Genomic DNA, 16,448 nt, shown 5'->3' on the forward strand with positions numbered 1-16,448 from the left:
GCTTCGGCTACCTTGTCCGCTCCCCCAGAGCTATTGCTGCCCATGACCGACCCCGTTCGCGCCACGCCCGATGACAGCACGCTGGTGCGGATCCGTGGGCTGACCACGGTGCTCAACGGCAAGACCATCTTCGACGCGCTGGATCTGGATATCCCGCGCGGCAAGGTCACCGCGATCATGGGCCCCAGCGGCACCGGCAAGACTACCTTGCTCAAGCACATCACCGGCCAGATGCGCGCCGATGCGGGTGAGATCCGCGTCAATGGCCAGAACGTGGCCAACCTGTCGCGCGATGAGCTGTACAAGCTGCGCGAAGGGATCGGCTACCTGTTCCAGAACTCGGCCCTGCTGACCGATTTCGACGTGTTCGAGAACGTGGCGTTTCCGTTGCGCCAGCATACGAAGCTGCCGGAAGTGCTGATCCGCAACCTGGTGCTGCTGAAGCTGCAGGCGGTGGGCTTGCGCGGTGCGGCGCGGCTGATGCCGAACGAGCTGTCCGGTGGCATGGCGCGTCGCGTGGCGCTGGCGCGGGCGATCGTGTTCGATCCGATGCTGATCCTGTATGACGAGCCGTTCGTGGGGCTCGACCCGGTGGCGCTGAACCAGGTGCTGAAACTGATCCGCACGCTCAACCAGACGCTCGGCATCACCAGCGTGCTGGTGGCACACGAGCTCGAGGCGATCAAGCAGGTCGCCGATCATGTCTTCCTGATCGCCAATGGCAAGGTGGTGGCGCAGGGCGATCCGAAGACCATCGCGAATGACGGTTCGCCGTGGACGCGGCAGTTCTTCGGCGGTGAGGCGGATGGCCCGGTGCCATTCCAGTATCCGGCCGGCAATCTGGCGCAGGCACTGGGCTTTACTGGAGCGGCGAAATGAACGTGCGTGCACCACACAGCAACAACGTGGTGGTCCAGTCGCTGACCCAGATCGGTCTGTGCGGCCTGTTCCTGCTCACCCTGCTGGCGTCGGTCCCGCGCAGCTTCCGTTATGCGTGCGAAACGCTCCGCCAATTGTGGTTCGTCGGTGCGATGAGCCTGGCCATCATCATGGTCTGCGGCTTGTTCATCGGCATGGTGCTGATGCTGCAGCTGTACAACGTGCTGTCGATTTTCGGCAGCACTTCGGCCAGCGGCATGGTGGTGGCGCTGGCGGTGTACCGCGAGCTGGGGCCGGTGGTGACCGCGCTGCTGTTCGCCGGACGCGCGGGCACCTCGATTACCGCCGAAATCGGCTTGATGCGCGCCACCGACCAGATCGACGCGATGGAGATGATGGCGGTCGACCCGATTGCCTATGTAGCCACGCCGCGTTTCCTGGCGGGACTGATCGCGATGCCGCTGCTGTGCTGCGTGTTCTGCGCGATGGCGATCTTCGGTGGTCACCTGGTCGGCGTGACGTGGCTCGGCATCGACAACGGCACGTTCTGGTCGAACATGACTGCGGTGGTGGTCGTGCACACCGATATCGTCAACGGCGTGCTGTTCAAGAGCCTGGTGTTCGGCGCGGTGGTGTCGCTGATCGCGGTATTCCAGGGGTTCACCACACCGCCGACCAGCGAGGGTGTGGCCTATGCCACCACCCGCACGGTGGTTGCCTCGTCGATCGCGATCCTGGCGCTGGACTTCGTGTTGACCGCGTTTCTCATGTGAGTGCGCTGAGGTGACTGCCGCCATGACCACTACCGTTATTTCCCATTGTTCAACGAGTCATTCTTCATTGAGGATCGTGCCGTGAGCCAACCGAGAAGTTCCTATGCCGTCGGCACCGGCCTGTTCATCGTGCTCGGGTTCGCCGCGCTGGCTTACCTGGCCACCCAGACCAGTTCGGTGGCAAACGTGCACCAAGGTGCCAGTTACACCGTCGATGCGCATTTCGCGAACATCGGCCAGCTGAAGGAGCGTGCGCCGGTGAAGATTGCCGGTGTGCGGGTCGGCCAGGTGCAATCGATCACGTTGCAGCCGGGCCAGGAAGTGGCCGACGTGAAGCTGGCGATCGACAAGAGCTACGACAAGATCCCGCTCGATTCGGTGGCGACCATCTTCACCAGCGGGCTGCTTGGCGATCAGTACATCGGCATCCAGTACGGCAGCTCGAAGAAGGCCGTGGCCGACGGCGGCACGCTGGCCTTGACCAAGCCGGCGCAGCAACTGGAGGAGATGATCGGCAAATTCTTCGGCGCCGGCGGCACGGCCGACAATCTCGGCGGCACCTATGCGGTGAAGGCGAACTTCACCAATGTCGGCACGCTTTCGGTCGGTGCCCCGGTGAAGATGGCCGGTGTGCCGATCGGCAGCGTGCAGTCGGTGGTGGCCGATCCGGTGAAGCTGGATGCCGAAGTCACGCTGGCGATCGACAAGCGCTACAACGCGATCCCCGACGACTCATCCGCCGCGGTGTTCACCAGCGGTTTGATCGGCAGCCAGTATGTTGCGATCCAGCCCGGCGGTTCGCCCGATGCGCTCAAGAACGGTGACGAGATGGTGCTGACCCAGTCCGCGATGCAACTGGAGGACCTGATCGGCAAGTTCCTGGTCAACGGTTCGCCCAGCGACAAGAAAGATGCCGGCGACGGCAAATCGTCAGATACCCCCGCCCCCACCGGCAAGCACTGAGCCGGTTCTGCTGAAGGAGTTTTCCATGTTGCGCAGACTGGCTCTTGCTACCGCCCTTGCGTTCGGCACTGTTGTTGCCGCCCCGACTTTTGCTCAGACGGCTGCGCCGGCGGCCGCTCCGGCCACCACCGAGCAGGCCCCGGTACAGATCGTGCAGGGCATTGCCGATCAACTGGCCACTGCGATCGAGGGTCACCGGGACGAGCTGAAGCGCAATCAGGACAAGCTGATCAGCATCATCGACGAAGTGTTTTTGCCGCACTTCGATATCGATTACGCCTCGATCCTGGTGCTCGGCCAGCATGCCCGTGAAGCGACGCCGGCGCAGCGCGAGCGCTTCGCCAAGGCGTTCTACAACTCGATCACCCACCGTTACGCCGAGGGGCTGTTGAACTACACCCGCGGCCGGGTCAAGGTGCTGCCGTTCAACGGCGACCTCAACGACAAGCGCACCGTGGTGCGCACCCAGGTGGTGCTGGACGATGGCAAGCTGGTGTCGATCGACTACGCATTCCGCAAGAGCCGCAGCGGCGACTGGAAAGCCTACGACGTGATCATCGAAGGCATTTCCTACGTCACCAATTACCGCAACCAGGTGGATGCGGAGATCCGCAAGGTCGGCATCGAGCAGCTGATCAAGAACCTAGAAAACCAGGGCGAGAAGGCACTGGAGACGCTGGACAAGGACAGCAAGGGCGCGCAATGACGACCGGCGCTGAAAGCGGGTTTCGGCTGCAGACCGCCACGCCGGGTACGCTCGGCGTGGACGGTGTGCTGGATTTCGACACCGCGGCGCCGGCATTGCAGGCGATCCAGTCCGCACTGGCAACTGGCCAGCTGGCCTGGCTCGACCTGGCCGACGTCAGTCGCAGCGACAGCGCCGGGCTGGCGTGTGTGCTCGCTGTCGTCGCCGAGGCTGCTCGACAAGGTCGCCGCCTGCAGGTGGTTCACATGCCGGTCGGCATGCAGGCGCTGGCCACGGTTTGCGAGGTGGAGCAACTGCTGTCCTGACCCGACTCGTTGCGACAGTCTGGTAAAAAAGAAGGGGCCCATCGGGGCCCTTCTTTTTATTACCGTGATCCCGCCATTGCCCTCACTGCTTCGGGTTGGTCTGGCCGGGATGTTCCTTCTCCCATTCGTGCTGCTGATCCAGCAACTGGTCGGGGTCGAAGTTCTTGTCGTCCAGGCCCTGCATCTGCTGGATGATTTCGGCCGGCGGGTTGCCGTCGTAGATCGCGTACAGGCGCTGTTGCCGATACGCGTCGCGGATGAACACGTAGGGGTCATAGGCGGACTGCAGGAAACCCTCGGCGTCGATGCCACGTGAGCGCAAGGTCACCAGATACATCGCCTGCGGCAGGTACTCCAGGCCGTTGTAATGGTGGTTACTGGCGAAAATGCTCAACGGATCGAAGAAGTAACTGTCGACCGGCAGACGCCATACATCGCGCACCGTACTCGGGCCGACAAGAGGCAGCACCAGATAGTCGCCCTCTGGAACACCCCAGCGTGCCAGGGTGACGCCAAAGTCGTTGTCTTCCAGCGGCAGGCCGAGCTGGCTGGCCGGATCGAAGAAGCCGCCGATGCCCAGGGTCAGGTTGACGATGAAGCGGCCACTGCTCTGCAACGCCTGTTTCGGGCGCGCCTGCAGCAGGTCGTTGGCGACCGTGATCGGCATGCGGATATTGGTGAAGAAATCGCTGAACGAGCGGCGCACCGGCGCATTGGTCACCTTGCGATAACCCACCGCGACCGGGCGGATCACCGCCTTGTCCATGCTGTCGTTGAACTTGTAGGCCTCGCGGTTGTACTTCTGCAGCGGGTCGTCGGTGCGCGGTTTGGCGATCGTGCAGCCGGCCAGCAACGCAATCGCGAGCAGGGGCAGGCAGCGGCTCAGGGCGGGAAAGCGCGGCTGTGGGGGCATGGGTACAAGGGGATCGCAGCGAGGGCGGGGACAATATAATTGTACTGTCTGGTTTTATATCTTGCACGGCTTTCGGTGCGCTTTCGCTCGCCGGCGTTCCTGGCCATTCCAGCCGGCCATCATACGCGCCGCTCGCATTGCCAGCCAAGCACCCGCTGGCTACACTGTCAGACCATATAAGTTATTTATTCCCTAAGGATTTCGCATGGCACGCATTACCGTGGAAGACTGCCTCGAGGTAGTCGACAACCGTTTCGAGCTGGTACTGATGGCGACCAAGCGCGCACGTCAGCTGGAAAAAGGTGCCGAACCGGCCGTCAATCCCGACCATGACAAGCCGACCGTGCTGGCGCTGCGCGAGATCGCGGCGCGCCGCATCGATCAGGCCACGATCGACCAGATCGACAAGGCCGAGCGCGAGCGCGCCGAGCGCGAAGCGCTGGAATGGGCCGCGGCTGAAGTAGACGACGATCTGTCCAAGGGCGGCGACGACTGATGGATGACGGCTGCTGTAGAACGCGCGGCTGCCACACCGGCGGGTCCGGTGTGATGGTTTGCGCGCGTCTGGCAGTCGTCCGTGGTACCTGCGCCGAGGTGGGCGCCTGAGCTGGCGCCAGTACCGATGACGGCGGCCATCCATCCCGCTTCGGTCGACCTGTCCGCCTTGCCGCCATATGTGCTGGCATTGAAAGAGCGCGTTGCCTATCTGCCCGAAGCGCAGGTAGAGCGTGTGTTGCGTGCCTTCCTGATCGGTGCCGATGCGCACGCGGGGCAGGAACGCAAGAGTGGTGAGCCGTACATTACCCATCCGGTCGCGGTGGCCGGGATCTTGGCCGAACTGAGGCTGGATGCCGAAACGATCATTGCGGCGATCCTGCACGACACCCTGGAAGACACCGAACTCACCCGCGAGGCGCTCGCCGCCGAATTCGGCGAGGTGGTGGCCGAGCTGGTCGATGGCGTCACCAAGCTCGACAAGATGCGCTTCGGCAGTCGCCAGGAAGCCGATGCGGAGAGCTTCCGCAAGATGCTGTTGGCGATGGCGCGCGATCTGCGCGTGATCCTGATCAAGCTGGCCGATCGGCTGCACAACATGCGCACGCTCGGCGCCAAGGACGGATCCTCACGCCGCCGCATCGCGCGCGAGACGCTGGAGATCTATGCCCCGATCGCGCAGCGGCTGGGCATGAACAAGTTCAAGGCGGAGTTGCAGGATCTGGGCTTTCGCGCGCTGTACCCGGATCGCTACCGGGTGATCAGCGAGCGCATCCGTGCGGCGATCGGCAACCGGCGTGAGGCGATGGGCAAGATCGAGACGGCGCTGACCACGCGGCTGGCGGCCGATCATCTGACCTCGAGCGTGGTCGGCCGGATCAAGTCGCCGTGGAGCATCTATTCGAAGATGCGCGGCGAGCACAAGAGCTTCACCCAGCTGATGGACGTCTACGGCTTCCGTGTGGTCGTCGACAATGCGATGAGCTGCTACATGGCGCTCGGCGCGGTGCATGGGCTGTACAAGCCGGTCGACAAGCGTTTCAAGGACTTCATCGCGATACCCAAGGCGAACGGTTACCAGTCGCTGCATACCGTGCTGCTCGGGCCGTTCGGCGCGCCGATCGAGGTGCAGATCCGTACCGCCGAGATGGATTCGGTGGCCGAGAGCGGCGTTGCCGCGCACTGGGCGTACAAGACCGAAAGCGGACCGGCCAACAGTGCGCAGGCGCGTGCGCGCGAATGGCTGTCCTCGCTGGCCGACAGCTCGGCGAACACGGCCTCGTCATCGGAGTTCATCGAGAACGTCAAGATCGATCTGTTTCCCGACGAGGTCTATCTGTTCACTCCGCGCGGGGACATTCTCTCCTTGCCGCGCAACGCCACCGCACTCGATTTCGCCTACGCCGTGCACACCGATGTCGGTGATCATGCGGTGGCGGCGCGCGTCGACAAGAAGCTGTTGCCGCTACGCGCGCGACTGGAATCGGGCCAGCTGGTGGAAATCATCACCGCCCCGTCGGCGGTGCCGAATCCGGCGTGGCTGGAAGTGGTGGTCACCGGCAAGGCGCGCACCGCGATTCGGCAGTATCTGAAACATCTGCAGCACGAGGACGCGGTGGATTTCGGTCACCGCATGCTCGATCGCGCACTGGACGCGCAAGGCAGCAGCCTGGATGGCATTCCGGCGGCGGTGCTGGATCGTTTCCTGGAGGCCTCCAAGCTCAAGCGGCTGGAGGAATTGTTGTCCGATATCGCGCTGGGCAATCGCATGCCCGACGTGGTCGCCAGCCAGCTACTGGCGTCGCGCGGCAAGCGGGTCGGCGGCAGCAAGGCGAAGATGCCGCCGCATGCGCGCGAGAAAATTCGCATCACCGGCGCCGAACGCGGTGTGCTCAGCTTCGCCAACTGCTGTCACCCGCTGCCTGGCGACGACATCATCGGTTACCTGTCCTCGGGCAAGGGCATCGTGGTGCACCGCGAGGAATGCCCGAACGTGGTCGAGCTGCGCAAGTTGCCGGAGCGCTGCGTGGCGATCGAATGGGATCGCGACGTCGAAGGCGACTACCGCGCCGAGCTGCGCATCGAGGTGATCAATCGCCCCGGTGTGCTGGCCACCGTGGCTGCCGCGATCGCCGCGGCCGACTCGAACATCGAGAATGTGGAATATGTCGAGCGCGATGCTGCCGCCGCCACCTTGCTGTTCACGATGGAAGTGAAGAACCGCAAGCACCTGGCCGACGTGATCCGTCGTGTGCGCCGTACTGGCGTGGTCAGCGGGGCGTATCGCTATCCGTTGTAGAAGTGCGTGGAGAGGAGTGAGAAACGAGGGCTGGTAACATCCTCCTCTCGTTTCTCACTCCTCTCCACTTTCCACTCGAGGAAGCCCCATGTCCCGCATCATCATCACCACCGAGCTGGCACCGGCCGCGATCGGCCCGTATTCGCAGGCCGTGCGTGCCGGCAATACCGTGTACTTTTCCGGTCAGATACCTCTCGATCCGGCCACCGCGGCGCTGGTCGACGGTGACATCACGATGCAGACAAGACGGGTGTTCGACAACCTCACTGCGGTGGCGCAGGCCGCCGGCGGTTCGCTGGCGCAGATCGTGCGCGTGGGCATCTATGTCACCGACCTGGCGAACTTCGCCGCGGTCAACGCGGTGATGGCGGAATACTTCCAGCCGCCGTATCCGGCGCGCTCCACCATCGAGGTGTCGGGGTTGCCGAAGGCGGCACAGGTCGAAGTCGACGCGGTGATGGTGCTGCCGTAGGGGGATGGCCTGATCGGGTTCTGCGTTCGGCGCCGACAGTCGACGGCGCTGCACGGATTACGACAATCGGACGTGCTCGGTTAGGCTTGCACGTCATGGTCGTTCGTACCCCTCGTTCCGCTCCCGCTGTCGACACCGATCCAGGCATCGCCCCGGTCAGTGCGCTGCCCGGTATCGGCCCGGCACTGGTCGCCGCGCTGGCGCGGCTCGGGCTGGAGCGGGTGCAGGACCTGTGGTTCCACCTGCCGCTGCGCTACGAGGACAAGACCCGGGTAACGGCCATCGCGGATCTGTGCGTCGGCGAACGGGCACAGGTCGCAGGCGTGGTCGAGGCGGTCGAGCGGGGTTTCCGCTATCGCCCGCAATTGAAGGTGGCAATCGGCGACGCCAGTCAGCAGACGCTGCTGCTGCGTTTTTTCCATTTCAATCGCGCCCAGGCCGAGCAGTTGCTGCCCGGGACGCGTATGCTCTGCTTTGGCGAAGTACGCCATGGCACACAAGGGCTGGAGATGGTGCATCCCCAGTATCAGCGGCTGAGCGGCGACGCTGCCGTTGCTGTCGATGATCTGCTCAGTCCGATCTATCCGACCACCGAAGGCCTTGGCCAGAAACGTCTGGCTGGCGTGATCGGCAAGGCGCTGGCGCTGCTGCCAACCGCAGAACAACTGGAATTGATTCCGCCCGGGCTGTGCGCCGAACACGGTCTGACCTCGTTGCGCGATGCGTTGCTGTATGTACATCGGCCGCCGCCGGACGCGCATCTGGGCCAGCTCATGCTCGGCCATCATCCGGCGCAGCAGCGACTGGCGTTCGAGGAATTGCTGACCCAGCATCTGAGCCTGAAGCGCATGCGCGCGGCGGTGCGCCTCCGACACGCGCCAGCACTGGGTGGCAGCGGTGGCTTGCGCCGGCAACTGCTTGCCGGATTGTCATTCAAGTTGACGGCGGCACAGCAGCGCGTCAGCGCGGAAGTCGAACAGGATCTGGCGCAGACCAAGCCGATGCTGCGGTTGGTGCAGGGCGATGTCGGCAGCGGCAAGACGGTGGTGGCCGCGCTGGCCGCATTGGCTACGGTGGAAGCGGGCTACCAGGTGGCCTTGATGGCACCGACCGAGTTGCTCGCCGAGCAGCATCTGCACAATTTCCGGCACTGGCTGCAACCGCTCGGCATCGAGGTGGAATGGTTGGCCGGCAAGCTGAGCGGCAAGGCACGGAAGCTGGCACTGGAGCGGACCGCTGCGGGTGCAGCGGTCGTGATCGGCACGCATGCACTGATGCAGGAGGGCGTGACGTTTGCACAGCTCGGGCTGGTAATCGTCGATGAGCAACACCGCTTCGGAGTGCAGCAGCGACTCGCCTTGCGTGACAAGGGCCGGGACGGCGAACTGGTGCCACACCAGCTGGTACTCACCGCCACGCCGATCCCGCGCACCTTGGCGATGAGCGCGTATGCCGATCTGGACGTGTCTTCCATCGATGAATTGCCGCCCGGACGTACGCCGGTGCAGACCATTGCGATTTCGAATGCACGGCGGCCCGAGGTGATCGAGCGTATTCATGTGGCCTGCAGCGAAGGGCGCCAAGTGTACTGGGTGTGCACACTGATCGAAGAGTCCGAGCAACTGCGCGCGCAGGCGGCCGAAGTGGCGCACGCCGAACTGTCTGCCGCGTTGAACGGTTTCCAGATCGGCCTGATTCACGGTCGCATGAAGCCGAAGGAAAAGCAGGCAGTGATGGATGCGTTCAAGGCCGGCGAGCTGTCGGTGCTGGTCGCGACCACGGTGATCGAGGTCGGCGTGGACGTGCCCAGAGCCAGCCTGATGGTGATCGAGAACAGCGAGCGACTCGGGCTGGCCCAACTGCACCAGTTGCGTGGCCGGGTCGGCCGCGGTGCGCTAGCCTCCAATTGCGTGCTGCTGTACCAGCCGCCGCTGGGCCAGCTGGCGCGCGAGCGATTGCAGGTGATGCGCGAAACCAGCGACGGCTTTCGCATCGCCGAGAAGGATCTGGAACTGCGCGGCCCGGGCGAGGTGCTGGGCACCCGCCAGACCGGCCAGCTCGCGTTCCGCATCGCCGATCTGACCCGCGACGCGCATCTGTTGCCGGCCGTGCAGCAGGTGGGCGCGCGCATGTTGGCGAAGCATCCGCAGCAGACCGAACGGCTGATCGAACGCTGGATCGGTGGCGCCGCGCGCTACGTGAATGCCTGAGTGCAGGGAGTTGGTGTTGGGAATAGTGGAACGCCATCACGCGGTGTTCCAGCCTTTGCGATTCCGCGTTCCTGTCCCATACACTGAGCGATTGCACAACGACGATACGCCATGACTCGACCGCAACTCCTGATTGATACCGACCCCGGCGTGGACGACGCGCTGGCGATCCTGATGGCGCACGCGCATGCCGACATCGCCGGCCTGAGCATCGCCGCCGGCAACGTGGGACTCGAGCATACCGTGCGCAATGCACGCACCTTGCTCGATCTGATGGGCAGCGCCGCGCCGGTATTTGCCGGCTGTGCCACCCCGCTGGTGCGCGCGCCGGACGAGGATGCTGCGTTCGTGCATGGTGCGGACGGTTTCGGCGATGTCGGTTTTCCGGTACCGAGGGCCCCGCTGACAGACGAGTCCGCCGCGCTGGCGCTGTTGCGCCTGACCCGCGAGCGCCCGGGCGAGCTGACCCTGGTGGCACTGGCGCCGCTGACCAATCTGGCGCTGGCGCTGCGGATTGATCCCACGTTGCCCGAGCGGGTCGCCCGGCTGGTGGTGATGGGCGGCGCGGTGACCGGCCACGGCAACACCGGCAAGGTGCCGGCGGAGTTCAATGTCGGCTTCGATCCGGAGGCGGCGCACGTGGTGTTCGAGGCGTTCCCGTCGTTCGACCTGGTCGACTGGGAGGCCACCTTGCGGCATGCCTTCGACGATGCCGAATTCGATGGCTGGCTGGCGGCCGGCGACCAGCGTGCGGACTTTTTCGGACAGATCGTCGCCACGGCGCGCCGTTACAACGCCAAGCATGACCGCAGCGGCGTGATCGCGGCCGATGCGCTGGCGATGGCGGTGGCGATCGACCCCACGATCGTCACCCGCAGCGAGACGCGCGCGGTGGCGGTGGAGCTGGATGGGCGCCTGACCCGTGGCGCCACCGTGGTCGACTGGGCCGCGCGGCTGGGCCGGCCGGCGCAGGCGAATATCGTGTTGGAGGTGGATCACGCGCGCTTTGCCGCGATGGTGCGGCGCGCGCTGGGTGCACCAGGCTGATATGGCGTTCTGAGGACGCTGCGGCGCTTGCATGAGCGCCGGCTTGCGGCGGAGGTCGATTTCTCGTTACAATGCCGCTCTTTTCACCACCGCTTTAGAGCCTGTCATGAAGCCTGATATCCATCCGAACTACAACCCGGTGGTGTTCCAGGACCTGTCGTCCGACTTCTCGTTCCTGACCAAGTCGACCATGTCCAGCAAGGAAACCATCAAGTGGGAAGACGGCAATGAGTACCCGCTGATCAAGGTGGATATCTCCAGCCATTCGCACCCGTTCTACACCGGCAAGCAGAAGTCGCTGGACGTTGGCGGCCGCGTCGACAAGTTCCGTCGCCGCTATGCGGGCACCGTCAAAGAGTAATCGACGGTAGCGGCCAGCGTCTGCGCTGGCCGACCACGAGATTCGATTCGAAACACGGGGCGAGCGCAGGCTTGCCCCGTGTTTTTTCGTGGCCGCCATTCGACCATTCGCCATCGAATGTGGGTGAGGGCTTATGCGATAATAGTCGGTGAGCTGACGCCATGGCGTCCATCGCATCGCATCTTTCCCCAATGTGCGATGCCAGACATTCCCTCGCCGGACGGCGCCGTCATTGCGGTTGCCGTCGGTGGTGACCCACATGAAGGAGGTTTCCGTGTCCGATTCCAAGATCGTCAAGCTGCTGGATGAGTCGAGCAACCGCAGCAGTGAGCTGCCGCTGATCAGCGGCACGCTGGGTCCGGCGTGCATCGACATCGGCACGCTGTACAAGGACACCGGCCACTTCACCTACGACCCCGGCTACGGCAGCACCGCCAGCACCAAGAGTGCGATCACCTATATCGATGGCGACCAGGGTGTGTTGCTGTATCGCGGCTATCCGATCGAGCAGCTGGCCGAGAAGTCCAACTTCCTCGAAGTGTCCTACCTGCTGCTCAACGGCGAGCTGCCTAACAAGACGCAGTTCGAGGGCTTCGAGCACGAAATCACGCATCACACGATGATGCATGAGGCGCAGAAGAACTTTTTCCAGGGTTTCCACCACGATGCGCATCCGATGGCGATGCTTGCCGCGGCGGTCGCCTCGCTGTCCGCGTTCTATCACGATGATCTCGATGTGGAGAATCCGGCCGACCGCAAGATGGCCGCGATCCGTCTGATCGCGAAGATGCCGACGATTGCGGCGGCCTGTTTCCGCTATTCGATCGGCTGGCCCGTGCGCTATCCGCGCAACAACCTCGAATACGTCACCCGTTTCCTGCACATGATGTTCGAGGTGCCGAGCGAGCCGCTGACGTTGAATCCGGTGGCCGCCAAGGCGCTGGACCTGCTGTTCATCCTGCACGCCGACCACGAGCAGAACGCGTCCACCTCGACCGTGCGTCTGGTCGGCTCCACGGGGGCCAATCCGTACGCGTCGATCGCCGCCGGCATCACCGCGTTGTGGGGTCCGGCGCATGGCGGCGCCAACGAGGCGGTGCTCAAGCAGCTCGAGGAAATCGGCACGCCGGACAATGTCGAGAAAGCCGTGTTGCGCGCGAAGGACAAGAACGACAGCTTCCGCCTGATGGGCTTCGGCCATCGCGTGTACAAGAACTTCGATCCGCGCGCGAAGATCATCCGCGAGATGTGCCACAAGGTGCTGGCCGAGCTGGGCGTCAACGACCCGCTGCTCGAGGTGGCGATGAAGCTGGAAGAGGCGGCGCTGAAGGACGACTACTTCGTCGAGCGCAAGCTGTATCCGAACGTCGATTTCTACTCAGGCATCATCTACAAGGCGCTGGGCATCCCGACCGAGATGTTCACCGTGATGTTTGCGATCGCGCGCACCTCGGGCTGGATCGCGCACTGGATCGAGCAGCACGAGACCCCGGGATCGCGTATCGGCCGTCCGCGCCAGATCTACACCGGCGCCGACGTGCGCGATTACACGCCGACCGCCAAGCGCTGATTGACGGCTTGCATTGAGGCAAACAAAAAACGCCCCGGCTTCAACCGGGGCGTTTTTTTTGTTTGGAGCAACGGTGCGGGTTCAGCGTAGTGCGGCGGAAAGGCGCTGTTCGAACGCGTCGTCATCGTCTTCCGCCAGCAGGATTTCCACCTGGGTCAGCGCGGCGCGGCGCATCGGGCGGTCGTCGGCGCGATCCAGTGGCGCCTGGCGCAAGGCATCGCGCGGCAGCACGGTCAGGTCGAACGGCAGCTCGTCGGCGGCAAACAGCAATACCGGATATTCCGGTTGCTCGTCGCGGCTGTAACGCAGGCGCCGGGTCTGCGTCTCGACCGGGACGCCATGCTCGCGCAGATACAGGTCGACTGCATCGGGATCGTCGCTGAATAGATGCAGGCAGACTGCCGAATGCGCATCCGCGGTGCCCTCGAGCACGGCGCCGACCAGGCGCGGCTCGAATGCGGCGAGGAATCGCATCGCCTCGGCGGCCGCCTCCCGTCGCTGGCGCAGCAATTGCGGCTGGCTGTCGGCGAGAAACAGGCGCTGGTGTTCGCGCAGCGCCTGTTCGATCTCCAGATTGCGTGGCAACGCCTGCGTGTCGAGGATGCCGAGTCGTTCGGCCGCCTTCAGCTTGGCGTGGTGAAAATCGCGGATACCGTGCTCGCTCATCAGGCGGGCGGCTTCCTGGGCTACGCGCAGTCGATTGCGCTGCACTCGATCATGCGCATGGATGCGGTGATGTTCGCCTCGCGACATGGTGTGCTCCTCGTCGTTCGGTAACCGGCGCCCCCACCTTACCCGAAGCGGCCGGCCAAAAGTTCAGAAGATCGCGGGTCAGAAGATATCGTACGCGTGCTGCTGATCCTGCTCTTTTTGCTGGCTGGCCTGGGTACGCAGGCGATCGACGTCCTCCACCTTGAAGATCTCGTTCATGGCGTCCGGATCGCCCTCCGCGGTGGGCAGGCCGCTCTGCCGATTGATCAGGACCGTGCTGATGCCGGGCGGCATCGGCAAGGTGTTCTCCGGCAAGCCCTTCAGCACGGCGCCCATGTAATCCATCCAGATCGGCAACGCGGCTTGGGCGCCGAATTCGCCGACGCCGTTGGATTTGCCCAGTGCGCTGAAATCGTCGAAGCCGACCCATACCGCGGTCGCCAGGTCGCCATTGAAGCCGACGAACCAGGCATCGCGATGATCGTTGGTGGAACCGGTCTTGCCGGCCAGGTCGGCACGATTCAGCGCCTTGGCGGCGTAGCCGGTGCCACGGGGACTGGCAATCACATCCTTCATCAGCGAGGTGACCAGGTAGTCGTTGCGCGGGTCGATCACGCGTGGGGCGAGCACGGGCGGGTGGCTGTTCTCGCCATGGATATCCGCAGGCAGCGCCGCAACGCCCACGCCATCGATGCTGCTGGCTTCCGCTGGCGCCTGGGCGGTGCCGGCGACGGCGACGTCGTTGGCCGGGGTCTTCAACATGTCGGCTGGCGGCGGCCCTGGAGGGCTCGTGTCGAGCAGGCGTTCCTGGCAGTCGCTGCAGGCGCGGGCGGGGTTGGCCAGGTACACCGGCTTGCCATTTCGGTCGTCGATCTCGCTGATGAAATACGGGGTGACCAGATAGCCGCCGTTGGCGAACACCGCGTAGCCGCGCGCCATCCCCATCGGCGACACCGAGGCCGTGCCGAGGGCCAGCGAAAGGTTGGGCGGCAGCGCATCCAGCGGCAGGCCGAACCGGGTGACGTACTGGCGCGCGAAACGCAGGCCCATGGCATCGAGCAGACGCACCGAGACGAGGTTCTTCGATTGCAGCAGGGCTTCGCGCAGGCGCATGGGCCCGGCGAACTTGCCGTCGTCGTTGGACGGCGTCCACAGGCCGCCGGGGCTCGACGGATCGGGCAGCGCCAGCGGCGCATCATTGATGATCGAGGACGGCGTGAAGCCACGCTCGAAGGCCGCCGAATACAGGTACGGCTTGAAGCTGGATCCAGGCTGGCGCGCCGCCATCACCGCGCGATTGAACTTGCTGCGGCCGAAATTGAAACCGCCGACCAGCGCCTGGATCGAACCGTCCTCCGGATTGATCGAGGCCAGCGCCGCCTGGGCGGCCGGAATCTGGTCGAGCTGCCAGTCGCCCTTGTCGTTGCGCGACAGTCGCACGATATCGCCACGCTTCAGCACGCCATCGACGCTGCGTGGAGTTGCGCCGACACGGTTCTCGTCTATATGCGGGCGGGCCCAGCTGAGTGCGGCCAGATCGAGCTTCACGCTTTCGTGGCTGGCCAGATAAACCGTGGCTTCCTTCGCACTGCTGGTGGTGACCACGCCCGGCTGCAGGCCCGAGATGGCGGTGTAGCCGGAAAGCAGATCGTCATAATCCTGGTCGCTGGCTTGCGCGGGCAGATCCTGGTGCGCTTCCGGTCCACGCCAGCCATGCCGGTGATCGTAGGTGATCAGGCCATTGCGCAACGCTTCCACCGCAACCTGCTGGCGGCTGCTCTGCAGCGTGGTCTTGACCACGTAGCCCTCGGTAAGCGCCTCGTTGCCCAGTCGGTCGAGCACCTGCCGGCGCACCATTTCCGCCATATACGGTGCATCCACCTCGATTGGCTGCTCGTGCGGAAAGGCGTGGTTCGGTTCGACGATTGCCTGCTCGTAGACGGGCTTGGTGATGTAGCCGTGCCTGAGCATCTCGCCCAGCACCCAGTTGCGTCGGGCGATTCCGCGCTTGGGGCTGTTGATCGGATTGACCACCGAGGGCAGCTGGAAGCTTGAGGCGATCAGCGCGCACTCGGCGACGGTCAGCTGGTCCAGCGTCTTGCCGTAGTAATACTCCGCCGCTGCGGCCACGCCGTAGGAGCGATGACCGAGAAACATCTTGTTGAGATACAGCTCGAGGATCTGGTCCTTGCTGAGTTCATGCTCGATGCGCAGCGCGATGAAGATCTCGGTGAGCTTGCGCGAATAGAGTTTTTCGGGACTCAGGAAGATGTTGCGCGCCACCTGCTGGGTGATCGTCGAGCCGCCGGGTCCCTTGTCGCCGCCAGTCACCACGACATGCCAGCCGGCGCGCACGATGCCGCGCCAGTCCACGCCTGGGTGATGGTAGAAATCCGCATCCTCGGCAGACAGCACGGCGTGCTTGAGCAGATCCGGTACATCGGCCATGACCACCGGGATGCGCCGCGTCTCGCCGAAGCTGGCAATCAACTTGCCATCGGCGCTCATGACGCGCAGCGGCACCTGCATGTGGTAGTCCTTGAGTAGTGCCACCGACGGGAGTCTTGGAGCGACCAGCCAATACGCCACACCTGCCGCGATAACAATCAGGAGCAAACCGGAAAAGGCCAGGATCAGTGCCCAGCGCAACAGACGCTTGAGAATTCGCATGGTGTGGGGATAGCGAGACCTGAGTCAAAACATGGCAGAGTATAGATGTAGCAGTATGGCCGACAGGTGGGGCT

Annotated in this window: 15 protein-coding genes; 12 read left to right on the forward strand and 3 right to left on the reverse strand. The window is 64.1% G+C overall.

Annotation, left to right across the window (positions count from 1 at the left end; genetic code table 11):
* Positions 1-42 precede the first annotated feature (42 nt).
* The 5 genes from B0E48_RS02010 (at position 43) to B0E48_RS02030 (ending at position 3,626) form a co-directional block, all read left to right on the forward strand.
* Positions 43-879 (forward strand): ATP-binding cassette domain-containing protein, encoded by an 837-nt coding sequence (locus tag B0E48_RS02010; protein WP_077515756.1) that lies wholly within the window; start codon positions 43-45, stop codon positions 877-879.
* Positions 876-1,652 carry a lipid asymmetry maintenance ABC transporter permease subunit MlaE gene (mlaE, locus tag B0E48_RS02015; RefSeq protein WP_077515757.1) on the forward strand — a complete coding sequence of 259 codons (777 nt, stop codon included), beginning with the start codon at positions 876-878 and terminating at the stop codon, positions 1,650-1,652. The genes B0E48_RS02010 and mlaE overlap by 4 nt, the downstream gene beginning before the upstream one ends.
* Positions 1,653-1,733: 81 nt before the next feature.
* Positions 1,734-2,615, forward strand: a complete 882-nt coding sequence (gene mlaD / locus B0E48_RS02020) for an outer membrane lipid asymmetry maintenance protein MlaD (protein ID WP_077516879.1) — start codon at positions 1,734-1,736, stop codon at positions 2,613-2,615.
* Between the two features lie 25 nt (positions 2,616-2,640).
* Positions 2,641-3,321, forward strand: a complete 681-nt coding sequence (locus B0E48_RS02025; protein WP_077515758.1) for an ABC transporter substrate-binding protein — start codon at positions 2,641-2,643, stop codon at positions 3,319-3,321.
* The gene (locus tag B0E48_RS02030; protein ID WP_077515759.1) at positions 3,318-3,626 is read left to right on the forward strand and encodes an STAS domain-containing protein; all 309 of its coding nucleotides are present in this window, start codon (positions 3,318-3,320) and stop codon (positions 3,624-3,626) included. The genes B0E48_RS02025 and B0E48_RS02030 overlap by 4 nt, the downstream gene beginning before the upstream one ends.
* 82 nt (positions 3,627-3,708) lie before the next feature.
* Here B0E48_RS02030 and B0E48_RS02035 read toward each other — a convergent pair whose 3' ends face one another.
* Complete coding sequence (locus B0E48_RS02035) at positions 3,709-4,539, reverse strand: VacJ family lipoprotein (RefSeq protein WP_077515760.1); 831 nt, start codon at positions 4,537-4,539, stop codon at positions 3,709-3,711.
* 205 nt (positions 4,540-4,744) lie between these two features.
* Between B0E48_RS02035 and rpoZ the strand changes: the two genes are divergently transcribed.
* The 7 genes from rpoZ to B0E48_RS02070 all read left to right on the forward strand — a co-directional run bounded on the left by rpoZ (position 4,745) and on the right by B0E48_RS02070 (position 12,993).
* On the forward strand, positions 4,745-5,035 hold the full coding sequence (gene rpoZ, locus B0E48_RS02040) for a DNA-directed RNA polymerase subunit omega (RefSeq protein ID WP_007509529.1): 291 nt from the start codon (positions 4,745-4,747) through the stop codon (positions 5,033-5,035).
* Positions 5,036-5,161: 126 nt separating this feature from the next.
* On the forward strand, positions 5,162-7,333 hold the full coding sequence (locus B0E48_RS02045) for a bifunctional (p)ppGpp synthetase/guanosine-3',5'-bis(diphosphate) 3'-pyrophosphohydrolase (RefSeq protein ID WP_077515761.1): 2,172 nt from the start codon (positions 5,162-5,164) through the stop codon (positions 7,331-7,333).
* A gap of 88 nt (positions 7,334-7,421) precedes the next feature.
* Positions 7,422-7,805, forward strand: coding sequence for a Rid family detoxifying hydrolase (locus B0E48_RS02050; protein WP_077515762.1), 384 nt, complete (start codon positions 7,422-7,424; stop codon positions 7,803-7,805).
* A 95-nt stretch (positions 7,806-7,900) separates the two neighbouring features.
* A complete protein-coding gene (gene recG, locus B0E48_RS02055; RefSeq protein ID WP_077515763.1) occupies positions 7,901-10,015 on the forward strand; it encodes an ATP-dependent DNA helicase RecG in 2,115 nt (704 codons plus the stop codon).
* A gap of 111 nt (positions 10,016-10,126) precedes the next feature.
* Positions 10,127-11,062, forward strand: coding sequence for a nucleoside hydrolase (locus B0E48_RS02060; RefSeq protein WP_077515764.1), 936 nt, complete (start codon positions 10,127-10,129; stop codon positions 11,060-11,062).
* A gap of 106 nt (positions 11,063-11,168) precedes the next feature.
* Complete coding sequence (locus B0E48_RS02065; RefSeq protein WP_077515765.1) at positions 11,169-11,423, forward strand: type B 50S ribosomal protein L31; 255 nt, start codon at positions 11,169-11,171, stop codon at positions 11,421-11,423.
* Positions 11,424-11,697: 274 nt separating this feature from the next.
* Entirely contained in the window at positions 11,698-12,993 is a 1,296-nt protein-coding gene (locus B0E48_RS02070; protein WP_077516881.1) for a citrate synthase, read from the forward strand.
* A gap of 81 nt (positions 12,994-13,074) precedes the next feature.
* Here the strand turns inward: B0E48_RS02070 and B0E48_RS02075 are convergent, their stop codons facing one another.
* A complete protein-coding gene (locus B0E48_RS02075; protein ID WP_077515766.1) occupies positions 13,075-13,746 on the reverse strand; it encodes a hypothetical protein in 672 nt (223 codons plus the stop codon).
* 78 nt (positions 13,747-13,824) lie between these two features.
* Positions 13,825-16,374 (reverse strand): penicillin-binding protein 1A, encoded by a 2,550-nt coding sequence (locus tag B0E48_RS02080; protein WP_077515767.1) that lies wholly within the window; start codon positions 16,372-16,374, stop codon positions 13,825-13,827.
* Between the last annotated feature and the right edge of the window lie 74 nt (positions 16,375-16,448).

It is taken from the genome of Rhodanobacter sp. C03, from assembly GCF_002001175.1.
GTDB lineage: Bacteria > Pseudomonadota > Gammaproteobacteria > Xanthomonadales > Rhodanobacteraceae > Rhodanobacter.

Coding starts and splice junctions, on each gene's coding strand:
- B0E48_RS02010 (WP_077515756.1), top strand. CDS start 43: ATGACCGACCCCGTTCGCGCCACGCCCGATGACAGCACGCTGGTGCGG.
- mlaE (WP_077515757.1), top strand. CDS start 876: ATGAACGTGCGTGCACCACACAGCAACAACGTGGTGGTCCAGTCGCTG.
- B0E48_RS02025 (WP_077515758.1), top strand. CDS start 2,641: ATGTTGCGCAGACTGGCTCTTGCTACCGCCCTTGCGTTCGGCACTGTT.
- B0E48_RS02030 (WP_077515759.1), top strand. CDS start 3,318: ATGACGACCGGCGCTGAAAGCGGGTTTCGGCTGCAGACCGCCACGCCG.
- B0E48_RS02035 (WP_077515760.1), bottom strand. CDS start 4,539: ATGCCCCCACAGCCGCGCTTTCCCGCCCTGAGCCGCTGCCTGCCCCTG.
- rpoZ (WP_007509529.1), top strand. CDS start 4,745: ATGGCACGCATTACCGTGGAAGACTGCCTCGAGGTAGTCGACAACCGT.
- B0E48_RS02045 (WP_077515761.1), top strand. CDS start 5,162: ATGACGGCGGCCATCCATCCCGCTTCGGTCGACCTGTCCGCCTTGCCG.
- B0E48_RS02050 (WP_077515762.1), top strand. CDS start 7,422: ATGTCCCGCATCATCATCACCACCGAGCTGGCACCGGCCGCGATCGGC.
- recG (WP_077515763.1), top strand. CDS start 7,901: ATGGTCGTTCGTACCCCTCGTTCCGCTCCCGCTGTCGACACCGATCCA.
- B0E48_RS02060 (WP_077515764.1), top strand. CDS start 10,127: ATGACTCGACCGCAACTCCTGATTGATACCGACCCCGGCGTGGACGAC.
- B0E48_RS02065 (WP_077515765.1), top strand. CDS start 11,169: ATGAAGCCTGATATCCATCCGAACTACAACCCGGTGGTGTTCCAGGAC.
- B0E48_RS02075 (WP_077515766.1), bottom strand. CDS start 13,746: ATGTCGCGAGGCGAACATCACCGCATCCATGCGCATGATCGAGTGCAG.
- B0E48_RS02080 (WP_077515767.1), bottom strand. CDS start 16,374: ATGCGAATTCTCAAGCGTCTGTTGCGCTGGGCACTGATCCTGGCCTTT.